This is a genomic window from Pedobacter roseus (genome assembly GCF_014395225.1).
Lineage (GTDB): Bacteria > Bacteroidota > Bacteroidia > Sphingobacteriales > Sphingobacteriaceae > Pedobacter > Pedobacter roseus.
Map to the genome: position 1 here is coordinate 2,721,447 of NZ_CP060723.1, position 16,219 is coordinate 2,737,665.

Below are 16,219 nucleotides of genomic sequence, written 5' to 3' on the forward strand. Positions count from 1 at the left end.
TTCAAGCGCATGGCAAAACAGATTAGCGAATTAAAATTAGGTATTTTAGGCGGCGGACAATTGGGCAGAATGCTCATCCAACAGGCAATCAACTACAATGTAAGCACTTTGGTTTTAGATCCTGATCCTGATGCTCCCTGTAAACATATCTCAAATTATTTCGAAAATGGCTCTATTACCGATTTTGACACCGTTTATAACTTCGGGAAGAAAGCCGATATCATTACCATCGAAATTGAAAAAGTAAATATCGATGCGCTTGAGCAGCTCGAAAAAGAAGGTAAAAAGGTATTTCCTCAATCGAGGGTAATCCGTTTAATTCAGGATAAAGGTGTACAAAAACAGTTTTTTAAAGAAAACGACATTCCAACCTCTCCTTTCCAGATTGTAAATACAAAGGAAGATATGGAGAATAGTCCTTTTCATTTTCCTTACATTCTGAAATTGAGGAAAGATGGTTATGATGGTAAAGGCGTGATGAAAATCAATAGTGCGGCAGATCTTGACAATGCTTTTGATACTCCTTGTATTATTGAAAAACTGGTCGATTTTGATAAAGAAGTTGCGGTAATTGTAGCCCGTAATGCCAATGGCGATATGAAAACCTTTCCAATGGTTGAGATGGAATTTAATCCTGAAGCCAACCTGGTAGAATTTTTGATTTCTCCATCCACTTTTGCTGAAAGTTTGCAGCAAAAAGCAGAAAATATTGCCAAAAATATCGCTTCTGCAATGAATATCACCGGGATTTTAGCGGTTGAGATGTTTGTTTGCAAAGATGGAGAGTTACTGGTTAATGAGGTAGCCCCTCGTCCACATAATAGCGGTCACCAGACTATTGAAGGCAACTATGTTTCTCAATTCGAACAGCATTTACGCTCAATTTATAACCTGCCACTTGGCGATACCAGTAGTATTACCAACGCCATTATGATTAATCTGCTTGGCGAAAAAGGTCATGAGGGTGTGGCCAAATATGAAAATTTAGAAAAAATACTAGCCATTGATGGTGTTTATGTTCACCTTTATGGTAAAAAATATACAAAGCCTTTCCGCAAAATGGGACATGTAACCATTGTAGATATCGACAGAGATAAAGCGATAGAAAAAGCAAGGTTCGTACAAAAAACATTAAAAGTAATCGCATAGGCCCTTGCCGATTACATATTTTTAAAAATTAAAGAAATACAAAACATATATGAGTCAAGAAAATTCAGGTTCGGCATTAGTAGGAATTATCATGGGAAGCAAATCGGATTTACCTGTAATGCAAGATGCTGCTGATGTATTAAAAGAATTTGGAATTAATTATGAAATCACGGTCGTTTCTGCGCACAGAACACCAGAACGCATGTTTAATTATGCTAAAGAAGCACAGGGCCGTGGCTTAAAAGTAATTATTGCAGGTGCCGGTGGCGCTGCCCACTTGCCTGGTATGGTGGCTTCGATCACTACTTTACCTGTGATAGGCGTTCCGGTTAAATCATCAAACTCTATTGACGGCTGGGATAGTATTTTATCGATCTTACAAATGCCAAATGGTATTCCTGTAGCTACAGTAGCCTTAAATGCGGCTAAAAATGCTGGTTTACTGGCTACACAGATCTTAGCAACGGCTGATGAATCTTTAACGGTTAAAATGCAGGCTTATAAAGATGAGTTGAGAAGGAAAGTTGAAGAAAGTGCTGAAACAATGTAATAAAGGACTAACACAAATTCTTAAAAAGAGGCGTCATTTCCGCGCAGGCGGAAATCTTAAAGCTTATTGCATTACGATTCCCAATCAAGTTGTGAATGACGCTCTGCCCAGGCTTGTCTAGAAAATCAACACTCCAAACTAATTTAAACTCGGATCAGCAGGAAAATTACTGATATGTGCATATTTTGGACCTAAGTTTACGATTACGTCACGCCATAACTTTTCATCATCACTGCTGAAAATAAGTTCAGGATCAAATTTATCGCTCACCATCCATGCATTTTGCTCTATTTCCCGGTCAAGCTGACCTTTGTCCCAGCCTGAATAACCCATAAAAAACTTCACTTCATCCTTGCTAATGGCATTGGTATTTAAGAGGATTTTAAGTGTTTCGAAATTTCCGCCCCAATACAAACCATTTCCGATATCTTCGCCACTTTGCAATTTATCATAACACCTATGGATAAAATGTAAGGTATCTGCAGCAACTGGTCCGCCGAAATAAATATAGTTTTTTGCATCCCATAAATCCTGGATTACATCATTCAGGATCAGGTTTCCTACCTGGTTAAGGATGTAGCCCACCGTACCATCATCACCATGTTCGGTTAACAATACCACAGATCTTTTAAAATTAGGATCGGCCATAAAAGGTTCTGAGATGAGCAGGCGGCCGGTTTTTGGTTTTATATTGTTCAGCATGATGATAATCATTTGTTACACCGTAAAAGATGCCTATTTTTGTTGTATGCAAGTTACAAATGAATTTCTACAAAACCTGCGCCAAGATTACAAAAGCGCTTCGCTAGATGAATCTGACGTTGATGAAGATCCGATTGTCCAGTTTCAAAAATGGTTTCAACACGCGGTTGATGCCCAGATACACGAACCCAATGTAATGACTTTGGCTACAGCCGATAAAGCTGGCCGACCTGATGCCCGTATTGTACTTTTAAAAGGAGTTGATGGAGATGGCTTTAGGTTTTTCACCAATTACCTGAGTGCCAAAGGGAAAGAGCTAAAACGCAATCCTTTTGCAGCTTTGGTATTTTTCTGGCCTGAACTGGAAAGACAGGTGAGAATTGAGGGGACAGTAGAAAAATTAGATAAAGAAACTTCTGAAGCTTACTTCAACACCAGACCGATAGCCAGCCAGATTGGAGCTGTTGCTTCGCCTCAGAGCCAGGTTATTCCAAACAGATCATTTCTGGAAGAAAAATTTGAAGAACTTAAAGCTAAAAGTGCCGATAAGGGCGTTGCTAAACCAGCGCATTGGGGCGGTTATATTGTAAAACCAACCAGAATTGAGTTTTGGCAAGGAAGAAGAAGCAGGCTGCACGACAGGATAAACTTCGAACTAGTGAAAGGTATCTGGACCAAAACCAGGTTAGCACCATAAATGGATTTAAAAAATAAATAGAGATCGGCTATCCAGCAAGATCTCTATTTTAACTAATCATTAACTAACCTAAATTTACTAGGAAGTACCTTTATTAAAACGTCTGCATTTTTATAAATGCCGACGGTAATTTTCTTTTATTTTAAAAGCAATCTTTTTGCTTTTTTGTTTTTCCTGATGCATCAAAAATCCTTAAAAAAGACATTAAAATGAAGCAGGTATCGACGAATAATTGCTTTGTGTCGATAAAAAAAACACATCTTAACTGTTACATTTTATTTAACAAAAATTAACGTTATATTTTTGTTAATCAGCATTTTAAATCACAATAAAACAAGTAAATATTTAACGTTAGGAGATATACATTTGTCCGCTAAATAGTCATTTTAAAACCCGTTTTTAAAACCTAATGATTACAAGTAATCCATAAGCTTTAAGATTCCCGCCTGCACGGGAAAGACGCAGTACCTTATGGCAATTCTCATTAATGAGCCTGTCAAACGGCTTACTTTTCAAGCTTATAGTAAGGCCTTCCGACAGGCTCAATGTGATAAGATAAAACTGAAATCAATTCTATCCTATTAATTTAATTTCAAATACTTTTTACCTCGCACTTGCGTACTTGATCACCAGGCTTACATCCCTGGTTGTTGTAGCCGGGTTCCACCTGAAGTTTAACGTAAACGTTTTAGTAGCAGGATCGTATTTATTATCCTTACCCGCTAAATTTGCAAGTGTGGCATTACCCAAAGAAGTCATGGTTACCAGATTTGTTGCAGGATCTACCGTAGCCCTCAGGTTATCGATACCCGAAACGCCTGATGTTCCGCCAGCCCATTTTAAATTGGTAATTTCTACCGCTGTTGCACTTACTGTACTCAGGGTTAAATTCGGGTTACCGGCAATACTTCCACTCAAAGCATCGTTTGCAGGTACCCCCGGAGCTGTATAACGCGTTACGCTGCTTCCTGTTCCAACGGTATATATCCCATCGTAAGCGTTTTTGGCATTAATTTTAAATAAACCACTTCCATAATTGCCGCTAACGGTTCCTCTTGAAGTAGATTTGACTACTACCCCCAAAGCATAACTTTTACTAAAATCGAATGCGCTTGTTTTAAGTTTGATGTGAAATATGCCCTGTTTCTGTCCTTTTGGTATAGTAACGGTATAAGATGGAACAGTGTATAGGCTAGCATCCAGGTTGGTTAAAACAGCAGTAGAAGTCGACATTGCACTAACTATTGTAGCATCAAGTCCTAAAGTAACAGTTACATCATCCGGAGCACCATCTACACCAGTATAGTTAATTAAAATCGGGCAATCTACTTCTGTTACCGCATCAAAAGATTTAGTTACCGAAGCATAAGAGGTAGAACTTGTTCTTGAAGGCAGATCAGCTAATTCTACGATACCGCTAGATCCATTTTCGGCATAAATACCATCCTGCTTGGTGCATGATGAAAAGCCCACTGCCATAGCCAACAGTGCAAAGCCTAATTTTTTATAATTTTTCATATCTATTTTCATATCTAAAAACTAGTTAGTATTTACGTCCCAAAAGATTTTTGAAGTATAAGCGTTCAAACCAGTGGGAACATTCGGATTTAAATTATACTCTGTTGTTGGATACAGGTTTCGTACAGGCAAGCGGTCTGCTGCTGTGGCCGAAGACTGCAACGACACAAAAGTTGTATTGGCTGCCGTGCCCGATATGGCCGGATAGCCTGTTCTTTTATACTCCTGCCAGGCTTCGAAACCATTTATAAAATTGAGGGCAATGTATTTTTGTGTAATAATGGCTTCCAAACGTTGTGCTGCAGTAGTTGCTAAACTGTAATTAACCAGATAACTAGCCGAATTTGCAGCTTTGTAAGCAGTGAGGTAGGCATCTAAAACAGCACTGGTAGCCGATGTAGTGGTTGCGCCCGATTTTTGAAGGTAATTGTATGAAGCCCTGATCCCGTTATCGAAATTGCTTGCTGCATCACCTGATAAAGTATGACCTTTTAAAGCTGCTTCGGCAAGTAAAAAATAAGTTTCAGCAGCTGGCATAATCAACTGTCCCATTACCCTGCTTTTTATGATTCCTTGAGCATTTGGTGCACTTAGGGCTGTTCCAACACCAATATACCAGGCCGGGTAGCCGGAAATCCACGAAGGCACATTGCTTTCGTTGCCCAATTGATTGGTTGGTGTAGTGTTAGCAGCATAATTTTTATAAATCAGTGCGCCACGTGTTGCATCGCTTAGTTTTGTGCCGTTATAGAAAGAAAAAATCCATTTCGTTGGGATCTGTTGAGCTGCATAAGCACCATTACTTCCTGTATAGGTAGAATGATAAGTATTCCATAGCGGATTTTGACGTGCACTGGTACTTACATAACCAGGATTAATCAACACATCATCGGTTAAAAAACCTTCGGAAGAGAAAGTGCCAAAAGCAGTAGCTGCAAACGAAGCTAAAGGTCCGTCCTGTGCCCTTGTTAAAATACGCAGTTTAACGTTGTTTGCAAACTGGATCCATTTGGTAACATCGCCACCAAACATCACATCTGCCGAACCTAAAGCCTTTACCACAGTGCTCGAGCCATTTGCTTTTAGCTGCGCAATAGCAGCATCAATCTCTGTTACCAACGATTTGTAAATGGTTGCTGCATCATCGTAATGTGGCGTAAGGTTATCAATTCCCGCCAAACCTTCTGTATAAGGCACATTACCATATTCATCAACCAGGATCTGGTAATAATATGATTTCATTACCCTCGCCACTGCATTAAACAATACATATTTACTAACCCCTGAAGTTGAAGTGATGATATACTGGTAACTTCTTAAATCGGAAAATGCACTGTTAAATAAGCCATTGTTGGTACCCGAATTCCAGTTATAGGTAAAATAGGTTGATCCTGAAAAAGAATAACCACCTGCATTGGCCTGATACCCGGCCATCCATGCGCCATAATTGAAATAGGTAATAAAGTTTGAAGCCGTATTATTTAAGGTAGCAGGCAAAACCAGTTCAGGAGAAGAAGAGGTTGCCGAGTTGGTATTGTCGTTGATATCCAGGTAACTTTTTTTACAGCCCTGAGCAGCAAAAATAATGGTTAGAAGGAAAGTTAATTTTAAAAATCTTTTCATAATTCTTGTCATTAGAAAGTTAATGATATAGTTCCACCATAGTAACGGGTTGGAGGTGTTTGCGATAAGGAAGTAATACCTACAGCATTACTGTCTGATCCGTTATTACTGTAATCAGGATCGGCATATTCGTTAGATTTTGGCAACCAGATGAATAAATTTCTACCCTGTGCACTGATGGTAGCCGACTTAATAAATTTCACATTGCGTAATACTGAAGATGGAAGTTTGTAAGCCAAAGCCAGCTCCCTTAATTTCCAGTAATTTCCCGAATACACATAGTTACTGGTTACACTTGAATACAAACTGCTGCTCGTCCAAAAGCCCGCACCGCCATCTGATACCGTAACACTGTTATTGGCCACATAAGTTCCACTGGCCGAATCGTAATATGATGAATTAGGAAAAACAAACTTTTCTCTGTTGTAATAAGCACTTCTGGCCGATGAACCAGAAAAGTCATAAGTAGAACCTGCCGTGCTATATTGTACATAGTTAGACCTGTACTCAAACAATCCAGATAAGGTCAAACTTTTGTATGAAAGTTGAAAATCGAGCCCTAATCTGTTTTTAGGAATGGTATTACCCAAAATATTTCCTTCCGTTTTTCCTACAGGATAACCAGTGTTTTTATCAACCACTACCCTGCCTTCCGAATCGCGGATATAATCAGACCCGATAATTACCGGATAAACACTACCCACCTGACCAAAAATGGTTGAACTGTTGCTCACCCCAATACGGGTTAAATCGTTAGAAAGCGATACTAATTTGTTATTATTATAAGTATAGTTACCACCAAGCGTTAATTTCCAGTCTCCTTTTCTAATCGGCGTAAAGTGCAGTGCCGTTTCCAAACCTTCATTGGTCAATTCTCCGGTATTTAAAAGGTAATAGTTATAACCTGTAGTGATAGGAACGCCAGCAGTAATGGCCTGCCCTGTTGAACTGGTATTGTAGTAGGTTACCGTTCCATCAACCAGCCCCTGAAATAACCTGAAATCTACACCACCTTCATAACCAGTAGTAATCTCTGGTTTTAAATTACTCGATACCAACGTATTATTAGGTGTATATCCTGTGCCGTAACCATAGCCTGTTTGAGAATCGAAGGTAGATTGCAACGAATAAGCACCACCGTTTGTAGTATTACCCACGTTTACATTACCCACTTTCGAAACTCCTGCCCTGATTTTCAGGTAATCTAAAACTTTACTGTTTTTCAGAAAACTAAAAGCATCAGTCGGGATAAACGACACATCTGCTGCAGGATAGAAAAATGATCTGTTGGCCGGAGCAAGCACCGACACCCAATCGTTCCTGCCTGTTACATGCACATACAGGTATTTTTTATAACCAATGGTTACATCGGCCCATACACCATATTGACGCGTATTGTAGTTGGCTTCACCAGCAGATGGTGTTCCGGTAATGTTACCCAAATTATACAGTTCACTTACCTGCAAACCACTGCCTGATGCATTTAGGTCTTTATAGACATAACTTTTTAAAGATGTTCCAAGCAAAGCATTGAAAGAGAAATCTTTCACCTCTTTTTTAATATTGGCAAAAAAGTCGGTACTAAAATTACTGGTGTTCAGCATCTCATCACTCACCCCACTGCTTTGGTTTGTTTTAGCCGAATGATCTAAAGTATACTGTGTATAATTATAACCTGTTGTGCTATTCTTATTCTTGTAATAACGGTTAGAGATAGCAGCTCTGTAAGTAAAATCCAACCAATCAGCTGCTTTATATTTCAACTCCAGTAACCCGGTCAAATAATCGTTGGTGGTATTTTGCCTGTAATTATCTATAGACCAGTAAGGGTTTTTGTAATAATCATTATAATAGCTATCAGGATTGTCCCAGCCTGTTGCATCCTGCCAGTTTGAATACGACAACAAAGGTATCTGGGCAGGTGTGTTTAAGAGGTTATCATAAACTGTAGAAGTTGCACTGGTAATATCGTACTTATTCTGTGTATAACTGGCATTATAATTTGCAGTAAACCTTTTGCTAAAATTGCGCGAACCATTAAATCTTATGGCTGCTCTGGTGTATTTATCTTTTGGTGTGGTTCCAGATCCATCTAAATACTGTGCAGATAAGTAAGTTGATGATTTTTCATCAGCCGATGAAATCGAAAAATCGGTTTGGTTAGATACTCCTGTCTTCCAGAAATCGTATTTATCATCGGTAGCCGAATAAGGCGTATACTGTTGCGCACCGCTTTCGGTAACGCGACCAATGGCCCTCAATGTTCCATCAAATGCAGGACCATACTGCTGGTTTTCTATCGGATCGTAAACCTGTGCACCAGATGTAGAACCTGAACCGAAACGGTTCTGCAATAATGGGTAATAACTCACTTGCTCCAAAACCGTAGTATTAGCTACTTTGATTACCGGCGTTCCGATCTTTCCTTTTTTGGTGGTGATAATCAAGGCCCCGTTAGAAGCATCAGAACCGTATAATGCAGCACCACTTGCTCCATTTAATACCGTAATATCATCAATATCGTCAGGATTTAAATTTCCCAGGATGGCATTGGGTACCACAGCCCCGTCCAATACAATAAGCGCCTGGTTATTACCGGTAATGGAGCGGTTACCCCTCAATACCAAACGGTAACTGGGATTTACACCGCTACCTACCGCATTGATCTGCAAACCAGGCACTTTACCTACCAAACCTCCCGCAATGGTTGGTGATTTACCAGCAGTTAACGATTCGTTATCTATCCTGGTAGAAGCATACCCCTGCTCTCTGGCTGTTCTTTTAATACCTCCGGCTGCAATTACCACTTCATCCAGACTGTTTACATCAGATTCAAGCGTTACATCAATGTTTTTGGTATTCACATTCTGTTCTCTTGTTTTGTAACCGATAAAAGTAAATACAAGGGTTTGGGCACCCGATGCTACTTTGATGGAATAAACTCCGTTGGCGCCAGTGGTTACGCCATTACTTGTACCTTTTACTTTTACACTTACCCCGGGAAGCGGTAAGCCGTCTTCTTTGGCCGATACCACTCCTGTAACAATTCTTTCTTGCGCCGAAACTTTGGTTACCAGCAAAACAATAAAGAACAACAAACACTTTAGTAGTTTTCTTTTCATTTACATTTTTAGTTTAATAAGTTAATAATGTGTCTGAAAAATTAATCACTACATAAACCGTAACGCAACCTAATGCTAAGCTTCAATTGAAAACTATAAGATGGTTAGTTAAATTTTTCACCTTACGCGGAAATGAGAGAAGATCCGGTCCGTTACGAATAAATGCGGCGATTAATAATTCAGCCTCTAATAAAAAAGAATGGCAACAACTAAAATTTTAAGAAACGATAAACAGATATTTTGTATCGATAAACCATTTTAACAATGTTAAATCACACTTTTTAACAAAATTTTCGATAAATTTTATTAAAAGAGTATAAAAAAATCAATGAAACACTCATTAAAGAATAAGAATAATCACATACATCAAATACAAAATAAAAAACAAAACAGAAAAGCAATTAAACCCCAACCCGATCTGCAAAATCCAAAAAAAAGAGTTTAAATAAGCCAAATTCCCAACCCAAATCCCCTGTTATAGATCCAATTTTATAATAGATAAAGATTAGCGTAACTCAGCTACAAATAAGTAAATTCGCTTTTTTAAATCCGTTAAACATGAAACAAATTGCAGTTATAGGATCTGGAACAATGGGAAATGGTATAGCCCATACCTTTGCACAATTCAATTATCAGGTAAACCTGATCGACATTAACCAATCTGCTTTAGATAAAGCCATCCAAACAATTAATAAAAACCTCGACAGGCAAGTTACCAAAGGTACCTTGACTGAAGAGCAGAAAAACGGTACGCTTCAAAACATCACCACCTATACTTCAATAAAAGATGGTATTAAAAATGTCGATTTAGTGGTAGAAGCCGCAACAGAAAATGTTGAGCTGAAACTTAAAATCTTTAAAGATTTAGATGAGCATGCTCCGGCACATGCCATCCTGGCCTCTAATACATCTTCCATTTCCATTACGCAGATTGCTGCAGTAACTGGCAGAGGAGATAAAGTAATTGGGATGCATTTTATGAATCCTGTTCCGGTAATGAAACTGGTTGAGGTTATCCGAGGTTATGCCACCAGTAATGAGACAACCAATACCATTATGTCGCTTTCTCAAAGTTTAGAAAAAGTACCGGTAGAAGTAAATGATTACCCTGGTTTTGTAGCCAACCGCATTTTAATGCCGATGATCAATGAAGCCATTTACACCCTTTATGAAGGAGTTGCGGGTGTTTACGAAATCGATACTGTAATGAAACTGGGAATGGCTCACCCGATGGGTCCGTTGCAATTGGCAGATTTTATAGGTTTGGATGTTTGCCTCGCCATTTTAAAAGTGTTACATGATGGTTTTGGTAACCCGAAATATGCGCCTTGCCCTTTACTGGTAAATATGGTTGCTGCAGGTAAAAAGGGCGCCAAAAGCGGCGAAGGCTTTTATCAATATACAGCGGGCTCAAAAGACTTGGTAGTTTCGGATAAATTTAAAAAATCCTAATTTTTTTAGCATTTAATTTTATATTTGCTGTATGAATGAGCATCTGGATCCTGAAGCAAACAACTTAACCCCTACCGATCGTGATATTGAAAGGGTTTTAAGGCCGCAGGCTTTTGAAGATTTTACGGGACAGGAAAAAGTGATGGAAAACCTGAAGATTTTTGTTCAGGCAGCAAAACTCCGTGGAGAAGCTTTAGATCATGTGCTTTTGCATGGCCCTCCGGGATTGGGTAAAACCACCCTTTCTCATATCATTGCCAACGAAATGGCTACGGGTATTAAGGTAACTTCTGGTCCTGTTTTAGATAAACCCGGCGATTTAGCAGGCTTGTTAACAGGCTTAGATGAAGGCGATATCCTTTTTATTGATGAGATTCACCGTTTATCGCCCCTGGTAGAAGAATACCTGTATTCGGCCATGGAAGATTTTAAGATCGATATTATGCTTGAAACCGGTCCTAATGCCCGTTCAGTGCAGATATCACTTAACCCTTTTACACTTGTTGGCGCCACTACCCGTTCCGGATTGTTAACGGCTCCTTTAAGGGCGCGTTTCGGTATTAATGCCCGCTTAGCCTATTACGATGCTAAACTACTAACGACAATTGTTTTACGGTCATCTGAGATATTAAAAACACCGATCAGCGATGAAGGTGCTTACGAAATTGCCCGCCGTAGCCGTGGCACACCACGTATTGCCAATGCACTTTTGCGGAGAACAAGGGATTTTGCACAGATTAAAGGAAACGGAAATATAGATACCGAAATTGCCCGTTATGCCTTAAATGCACTCAATGTAGATGAACACGGCTTAGACGAAATGGATAACAGGATTCTGGTTACCATTATCGATAAATTTAAAGGTGGTCCGGTGGGTTTAAAAACCATTGCAACTGCCGTAGGAGAAGATGAAGGCACTATTGAAGAAGTTTACGAACCGTTTTTGATCCAGGAAGGTTATATTATGCGTACGTCACGTGGCCGGGAGGTTACCGAAGCAGCGTATAAACATTTAAAGAAGAATTATCCGGGGCAAACGGGGAAGTTGTTTTAACAACTTTGCACTTCCCTAGTTAGGTCGTTATTTCGACTGGAGTGCAACGGAATGGAGAAATCTATTTACCTGAATTCAAAAATCTCTCCACTGCGGTCGAGATGACGACAACACTAAGAAATATCTACTTAGCCCCGCGCTTCAGTTCAATGCTTTATACTAAAAATAAAATCCATTTGAACATTTAAGCCCTTTTGGTGTTCCTTAAGGTAGAAATCAAACATTATGAATATTGAATTACGTAAACTAACGCTCGAAGATTACGCAGATCTTAAAGAATCTATGCTTCAGGCTTACGACAGCATGGGTGGTTCCATCTGGCCAAAATCTAGTATCGCCAAACTTTTAAATATTTTTCCCGAAGGACAACTTTGTATTGCAGTTGACGATAAGGTGGTTGCCTGTTCGTTAGCCATTATTGTAGAATATGACGAGTACGGAGACAGGCACACCTATAAACTCATTACGGGTGATTATTCCTTTTCTACGCACGATCCAAATGGTGATACGCTTTACGGGATCGAAATTTTCGTTCACCCAGAATTTCGCGGCTTGCGCTTGGGAAGAAGGCTATATGAAGCCCGAAAAGAGCTTTGCGAAAGTTTAAACCTTAAAAGTATTATTGCCGGAGGTAGAATACCAGGATACCATGAATATGCAGATCGACTTAGTCCACGACAATACATTGACAAGGTAAAATCTAAGGAAATTTACGATCCTACCCTTACTTTTCAGATTTCCAATGATTTTCACGTAAGAAAAGTATTAAAAAACTATTTACCAGGTGATAAAGAATCAAAAGAATATGCCACTTTAATTGAGTGGAACAACATTTATTATCAAGGTATAGATGCTTCTGCCCGTTCTGCAATGACCATTCGTTTAGGTTTAGTACAATGGGAAATGCGTTTATTTCCTAATATGGAGGCATTTTATGAGCAGGTAGAATTTTTTGTTGATGCGCTGAGTGGCTACAAATCGGATTTTATATTGTTCCCTGAGCTATTTAACACGCCTTTGCTTCAACCCTACAATCATTTGCCCGAAATTGAGGCCATGCGCAAGCTTGCCGAAAAAACAGAAGAAATTGTACAGAAAATGCATGAGTATGCCCTGAGTTATAATGTAAACATTATTACAGGAAGTATGCCATTACTGGTTGAAGGGAAACTTTACAATGCCACCTACCTTTGTCATCGCACAGGTAAAATAGATGAATACAGGAAAATCCATATTACCCCTAATGAGCAAAAATATTATGGAATGATTGGTGGAGATAAGGTTCAGGTTTTTGATACGGATTGCGGTAAAGTAGGTATTTTGATTTGTTATGATGTAGAATTTCCTGAATTGAGCCGCATTTATGCTGATCAGGGCATGCAAATCCTTTTTGTTCCTTTTTTAACAGATACACAAAACGGTTATACACGTGTTCGCCATTGCGCACAGGCCAGAGCAATTGAGAATGAATGTTATGTAGCCATTGCTGGTTGTGTAGGTAATTTACCAAAAGTAAACAATATGGATATTCAGTTTGCGCAATCGGCTGTTTTCACACCCTCTGATTTTGCATTCCCAACCAATGCCATTAAAGCTGAAGCTACGCCAAATACAGAGATGGTTTTGGTAGTTGATGTTGATTTACACTTATTGGATGAATTACACCACTACGGAACAGTAAAAGTATTAAAAGACCGCAGAAAAGACCTTTACCAGGTAAAACTCTTAAAATAACCCCATAAAAAAATGCCGGTCAAATTAATGAGCCGGCATTTTCATTTTAATCTAAAGCTAATTATTTTCTCATTATAAACCAGATGATCAGGCCAATAATAACGGCTATTGGTAGCACCCATTTCAGGGCCTGTCCACCACCATTTTCATCTTTTTCGGTAACAGCTGGTTTTGCTGGTCCCGGATCTTCTTTATGACTTTCGTAATCTTTTTCAATCGGCTTAGGAGCTTCTCCTGATTCCGTATGTTGTGGATCGATGTTTTCCATATCTTATCTTTAAAAAGCCCTTCCATTCAGGTAAAATCCAGATCAGGAAGCGCGATAATCAATTAATTTAGTTTCTGTATTTAGAACAAGCGATAAATGAAAATGTTTTAAATCCTAAGCCTTATCTTTGCAGTTCGGTGTACAACAATTCTGCAAAATATAGCCAATTGATTAAAGATGAAGCCCTTCGTTTGGGTTTTATGGCCTGTGGCATTTCTAAAGCCGAGTTTCTGGAAGAAGAAGCACCAAGGTTAGAAAAATGGCTTAATCAAAATCGCCATGGTGAGATGAAATACATGGAAAACTATTTCGATAAACGCCTCGACCCGACACTTTTGGTTGAAGGCGCCAAATCGGTAATTTCTTTATCGCTAAATTATTATACCGAAGAAAAACAATCGGATCCAAACGCACCAAAAATCTCCAAATATGCCTACGGACAGGATTACCACACGGTTATTAAAGATAAACTAAAAGCACTTACCTATTTTATTGAGGAAAATATCGGCGAAGTTTCAGGAAGGGCCTTTGTAGATTCGGCGCCTGTTTTAGACCGTGCCTGGGCAAAAAAATCGGGAATTGGCTGGATCGGGAAAAACTCTAACCTGATCAGTAAAACCAATGGTTCTTTTTTCTTTCTGGCAGAGCTGATTGTCGACCTGGAATTAGATTATGATCATCCTTATCAGGCCGATTATTGCGGAAGCTGTACACGCTGTTTAGACGCCTGCCCTACTGATGCAATTATTGCCCCGCAAATTGTAGATGGCACTAAATGCATTTCTTACCTCACCATTGAGCTTAAAAATGAAATCCCTAACGAGTTTAAGGATAAAATGAGCAACTGGATGTTCGGTTGTGATATTTGTCAGGATGTTTGTCCCTGGAACCGTTTTTCGAAGGCGCACAATGAAAGTGCTTTTAAACCTGAAAATGGTTTATTGGACCTGAATGCAAAAGATTTAACTGAAATTACAGATGATGTTTTTAAAAAGGTTTTTAAAGGATCAGCAGTAAAACGTACCAAATATGCGGGACTTAAAAGAAATATCGATTTTTTGAAACCTGCATAGTCATAAATTAAAGAAGCCAGGCTTAAAAACCTGGCTGCTTTAATTGTGTTACAATGTATCCATATCAATTACGAAACGGTATTTCACATCACTGGCTAATACGCGTTCATAAGCTTCGTTAACGTAGTTGATGTTAATCACTTCCACGTCAGAAACAATATCGTGTGCTGCACAGAAATCAAGCATTTCCTGTGTTTCTTCTATCCCACCTATACTAGAAGCTGTTAAAACCCTGTTGCCATGCATCAAGCCCGAGCCCGGGAATTTTATAGGTTCAGCTGGTATACCTACACAGATATGTACACCATTAACGTTTAATAATTTGAAATACATTTCGTAATCATGCGGTGCAGAAACCGAATCGATAATGAAATCGAAATGTTTGGCATATTGTTTTAATTGCTCAGGATCTTTAGTGATCACAAAGTTATGTGCACCTAAATTTCTGGCATCGGCTTCTTTTGATGGAGAAGTACTTAAAACCGTTACTTCAGCACCAAAGGCAACCGCAAATTTAACCGCCATGTGGCCCAAACCACCCAAACCTAAAACCGCAACTTTATGTCCTTTTGTAATTCCCCAACGCTTAATCGGCGAATAAGTGGTAATACCTGCACATAATAATGGTGCAACACCTGCCAAAGGTAATTTATCTGAAACATGCACCACAAATTCTTCCGTACAAACAATTTTGTTCGAATAACCGCCATAAGTTGGTGTAGTTTTATCGCGTTCTACGCTATTGTAAGTCCAAACGGTTTCGCCTTTCTCGCAGAACTGTTGCTGACCACCTTTGCAGGTAGGGCATTCTTTACAGCTATCTACCATACAGCCAATCCCTGCTAATTCGCCTACTTTGAATTTAGTAACGGCTGATCCCACTTCAGTAATGCGTCCAACAATTTCATGTCCCGGAACCATCGGATACCTTGCTGGTCCCCATTCGCTCCTTACCTGGTGGATATCAGAATGGCATATTCCACTAAATAAAATTTCTATTAATACATCTTTCGGCCCAACATTCCTTCTATCGAAATTCCATGGAGCCAATTTATCAGTTTGGCTGTGAACAGCGTATCCTTTTGCAGCTATCATATATATTTAAATTTTGTTCAAAGCTAGAAGATTAAGCATTATGCTTTGTCAGCTCGGGTTCATTTCGGCAGGTGCCATATTGTTGCAATTACTATCCTCCATAGAGGGTGATTGTACAGGAATTCTGCCGCTAACGCTCGTTTCTAACGAGTGTTGAATAACTTATCGTTTATAAAACGATA

At 39.2% G+C, this 16,219-nt stretch carries 13 protein-coding genes; 7 read left to right on the forward strand and 6 right to left on the reverse strand.

The window, feature by feature from the left end; all coding sequences use genetic code 11:
- Nucleotides 1–9: 9 nt before the first annotated feature.
- A complete protein-coding gene (locus tag H9L23_RS11355; RefSeq protein ID WP_187595057.1) occupies nt 10–1,149 on the forward strand; it encodes a 5-(carboxyamino)imidazole ribonucleotide synthase in 1,140 nt (379 codons plus the stop codon).
- 49 nt (nt 1,150–1,198) lie between these two features.
- Nucleotides 1,199–1,699 (forward strand): 5-(carboxyamino)imidazole ribonucleotide mutase, encoded by a 501-nt coding sequence (gene purE / locus H9L23_RS11360; protein WP_187595058.1) that lies wholly within the window; start codon nt 1,199–1,201, stop codon nt 1,697–1,699.
- Nucleotides 1,700–1,837: 138 nt separating this feature from the next.
- On the opposite strand, the gene H9L23_RS11365 is transcribed toward purE, so the two are convergent.
- Nucleotides 1,838–2,401, reverse strand: a complete 564-nt coding sequence (locus tag H9L23_RS11365) for a YqgE/AlgH family protein (RefSeq protein ID WP_187595059.1) — start codon at nt 2,399–2,401, stop codon at nt 1,838–1,840.
- 46 nt (nt 2,402–2,447) lie between these two features.
- Between H9L23_RS11365 and pdxH the strand changes: the two genes are divergently transcribed.
- Nucleotides 2,448–3,098 carry a pyridoxamine 5'-phosphate oxidase gene (pdxH, locus tag H9L23_RS11370; RefSeq protein ID WP_187595060.1) on the forward strand — a complete coding sequence of 217 codons (651 nt, stop codon included), beginning with the start codon at nt 2,448–2,450 and terminating at the stop codon, nt 3,096–3,098.
- Nucleotides 3,099–3,701: 603 nt separating this feature from the next.
- Here the strand turns inward: pdxH and H9L23_RS11375 are convergent.
- The 3 genes from H9L23_RS11375 to H9L23_RS11385 are packed head-to-tail and all read right to left on the reverse strand — an operon-like array spanning nt 3,702 to nt 9,361.
- A complete protein-coding gene (locus H9L23_RS11375; protein ID WP_187595061.1) occupies nt 3,702–4,616 on the reverse strand; it encodes a DUF1735 domain-containing protein in 915 nt (304 codons plus the stop codon).
- A gap of 21 nt (nt 4,617–4,637) precedes the next feature.
- Nucleotides 4,638–6,239 carry a SusD/RagB family nutrient-binding outer membrane lipoprotein gene (locus tag H9L23_RS11380; protein WP_246474916.1) on the reverse strand — a complete coding sequence of 534 codons (1,602 nt, stop codon included), beginning with the start codon at nt 6,237–6,239 and terminating at the stop codon, nt 4,638–4,640.
- 11 nt (nt 6,240–6,250) lie between these two features.
- The gene (locus tag H9L23_RS11385; protein ID WP_187595063.1) at nt 6,251–9,361 is read right to left on the reverse strand and encodes a SusC/RagA family TonB-linked outer membrane protein; all 3,111 of its coding nucleotides are present in this window, start codon (nt 9,359–9,361) and stop codon (nt 6,251–6,253) included.
- A gap of 558 nt (nt 9,362–9,919) precedes the next feature.
- On the opposite strand from H9L23_RS11385, the gene H9L23_RS11390 reads away from it, so the two are divergent.
- The 3 genes from H9L23_RS11390 to H9L23_RS11400 all read left to right on the forward strand — a co-directional run bounded on the left by H9L23_RS11390 (nt 9,920) and on the right by H9L23_RS11400 (nt 13,601).
- The gene (locus H9L23_RS11390; RefSeq protein WP_187595064.1) at nt 9,920–10,813 is read left to right on the forward strand and encodes a 3-hydroxyacyl-CoA dehydrogenase family protein; all 894 of its coding nucleotides are present in this window, start codon (nt 9,920–9,922) and stop codon (nt 10,811–10,813) included.
- 31 nt (nt 10,814–10,844) lie between these two features.
- On the forward strand, nt 10,845–11,867 hold the full coding sequence (gene ruvB / locus H9L23_RS11395) for a Holliday junction branch migration DNA helicase RuvB (protein ID WP_025144690.1): 1,023 nt from the start codon (nt 10,845–10,847) through the stop codon (nt 11,865–11,867).
- A gap of 225 nt (nt 11,868–12,092) precedes the next feature.
- A complete protein-coding gene (locus tag H9L23_RS11400; RefSeq protein ID WP_187595065.1) occupies nt 12,093–13,601 on the forward strand; it encodes a bifunctional GNAT family N-acetyltransferase/carbon-nitrogen hydrolase family protein in 1,509 nt (502 codons plus the stop codon).
- A 61-nt stretch (nt 13,602–13,662) separates the two neighbouring features.
- On the opposite strand, the gene H9L23_RS11405 is transcribed toward H9L23_RS11400, so the two are convergent.
- On the reverse strand, nt 13,663–13,869 hold the full coding sequence (locus tag H9L23_RS11405) for a hypothetical protein (RefSeq protein WP_187595066.1): 207 nt from the start codon (nt 13,867–13,869) through the stop codon (nt 13,663–13,665).
- A gap of 137 nt (nt 13,870–14,006) precedes the next feature.
- Between H9L23_RS11405 and queG the strand changes: the two genes are divergently transcribed.
- Nucleotides 14,007–14,942: a tRNA epoxyqueuosine(34) reductase QueG gene (gene queG / locus H9L23_RS11410; protein ID WP_187595067.1), complete on the forward strand. Its 936-nt coding sequence runs from the start codon at nt 14,007–14,009 to the stop codon at nt 14,940–14,942.
- A gap of 48 nt (nt 14,943–14,990) precedes the next feature.
- Here queG and H9L23_RS11415 read toward each other — a convergent pair whose 3' ends face one another.
- On the reverse strand, nt 14,991–16,037 hold the full coding sequence (locus tag H9L23_RS11415) for an NAD(P)-dependent alcohol dehydrogenase (RefSeq protein ID WP_187595068.1): 1,047 nt from the start codon (nt 16,035–16,037) through the stop codon (nt 14,991–14,993).
- Between the last annotated feature and the right edge of the window lie 182 nt (nt 16,038–16,219).

What these genes read in the sequence shown, in the direction of transcription:
- H9L23_RS11380 (WP_246474916.1), bottom strand. Translation starts at nt 6,239, where the DNA reads ATGAAAAGATTTTTAAAATTAACTTTCCTTCTAACCATTATTTTTGCT.
- H9L23_RS11390 (WP_187595064.1), top strand. Translation starts at nt 9,920, where the DNA reads ATGAAACAAATTGCAGTTATAGGATCTGGAACAATGGGAAATGGTATA.
- H9L23_RS11365 (WP_187595059.1), bottom strand. Translation starts at nt 2,401, where the DNA reads ATGCTGAACAATATAAAACCAAAAACCGGCCGCCTGCTCATCTCAGAA.
- H9L23_RS11355 (WP_187595057.1), top strand. Translation starts at nt 10, where the DNA reads ATGGCAAAACAGATTAGCGAATTAAAATTAGGTATTTTAGGCGGCGGA.
- H9L23_RS11415 (WP_187595068.1), bottom strand. Translation starts at nt 16,037, where the DNA reads ATGATAGCTGCAAAAGGATACGCTGTTCACAGCCAAACTGATAAATTG.
- H9L23_RS11385 (WP_187595063.1), bottom strand. Translation starts at nt 9,361, where the DNA reads ATGAAAAGAAAACTACTAAAGTGTTTGTTGTTCTTTATTGTTTTGCTG.
- purE (WP_187595058.1), top strand. Translation starts at nt 1,199, where the DNA reads ATGAGTCAAGAAAATTCAGGTTCGGCATTAGTAGGAATTATCATGGGA.
- pdxH (WP_187595060.1), top strand. Translation starts at nt 2,448, where the DNA reads ATGCAAGTTACAAATGAATTTCTACAAAACCTGCGCCAAGATTACAAA.
- H9L23_RS11405 (WP_187595066.1), bottom strand. Translation starts at nt 13,869, where the DNA reads ATGGAAAACATCGATCCACAACATACGGAATCAGGAGAAGCTCCTAAG.
- ruvB (WP_025144690.1), top strand. Translation starts at nt 10,845, where the DNA reads ATGAATGAGCATCTGGATCCTGAAGCAAACAACTTAACCCCTACCGAT.
- H9L23_RS11375 (WP_187595061.1), bottom strand. Translation starts at nt 4,616, where the DNA reads ATGAAAAATTATAAAAAATTAGGCTTTGCACTGTTGGCTATGGCAGTG.
- H9L23_RS11400 (WP_187595065.1), top strand. Translation starts at nt 12,093, where the DNA reads ATGAATATTGAATTACGTAAACTAACGCTCGAAGATTACGCAGATCTT.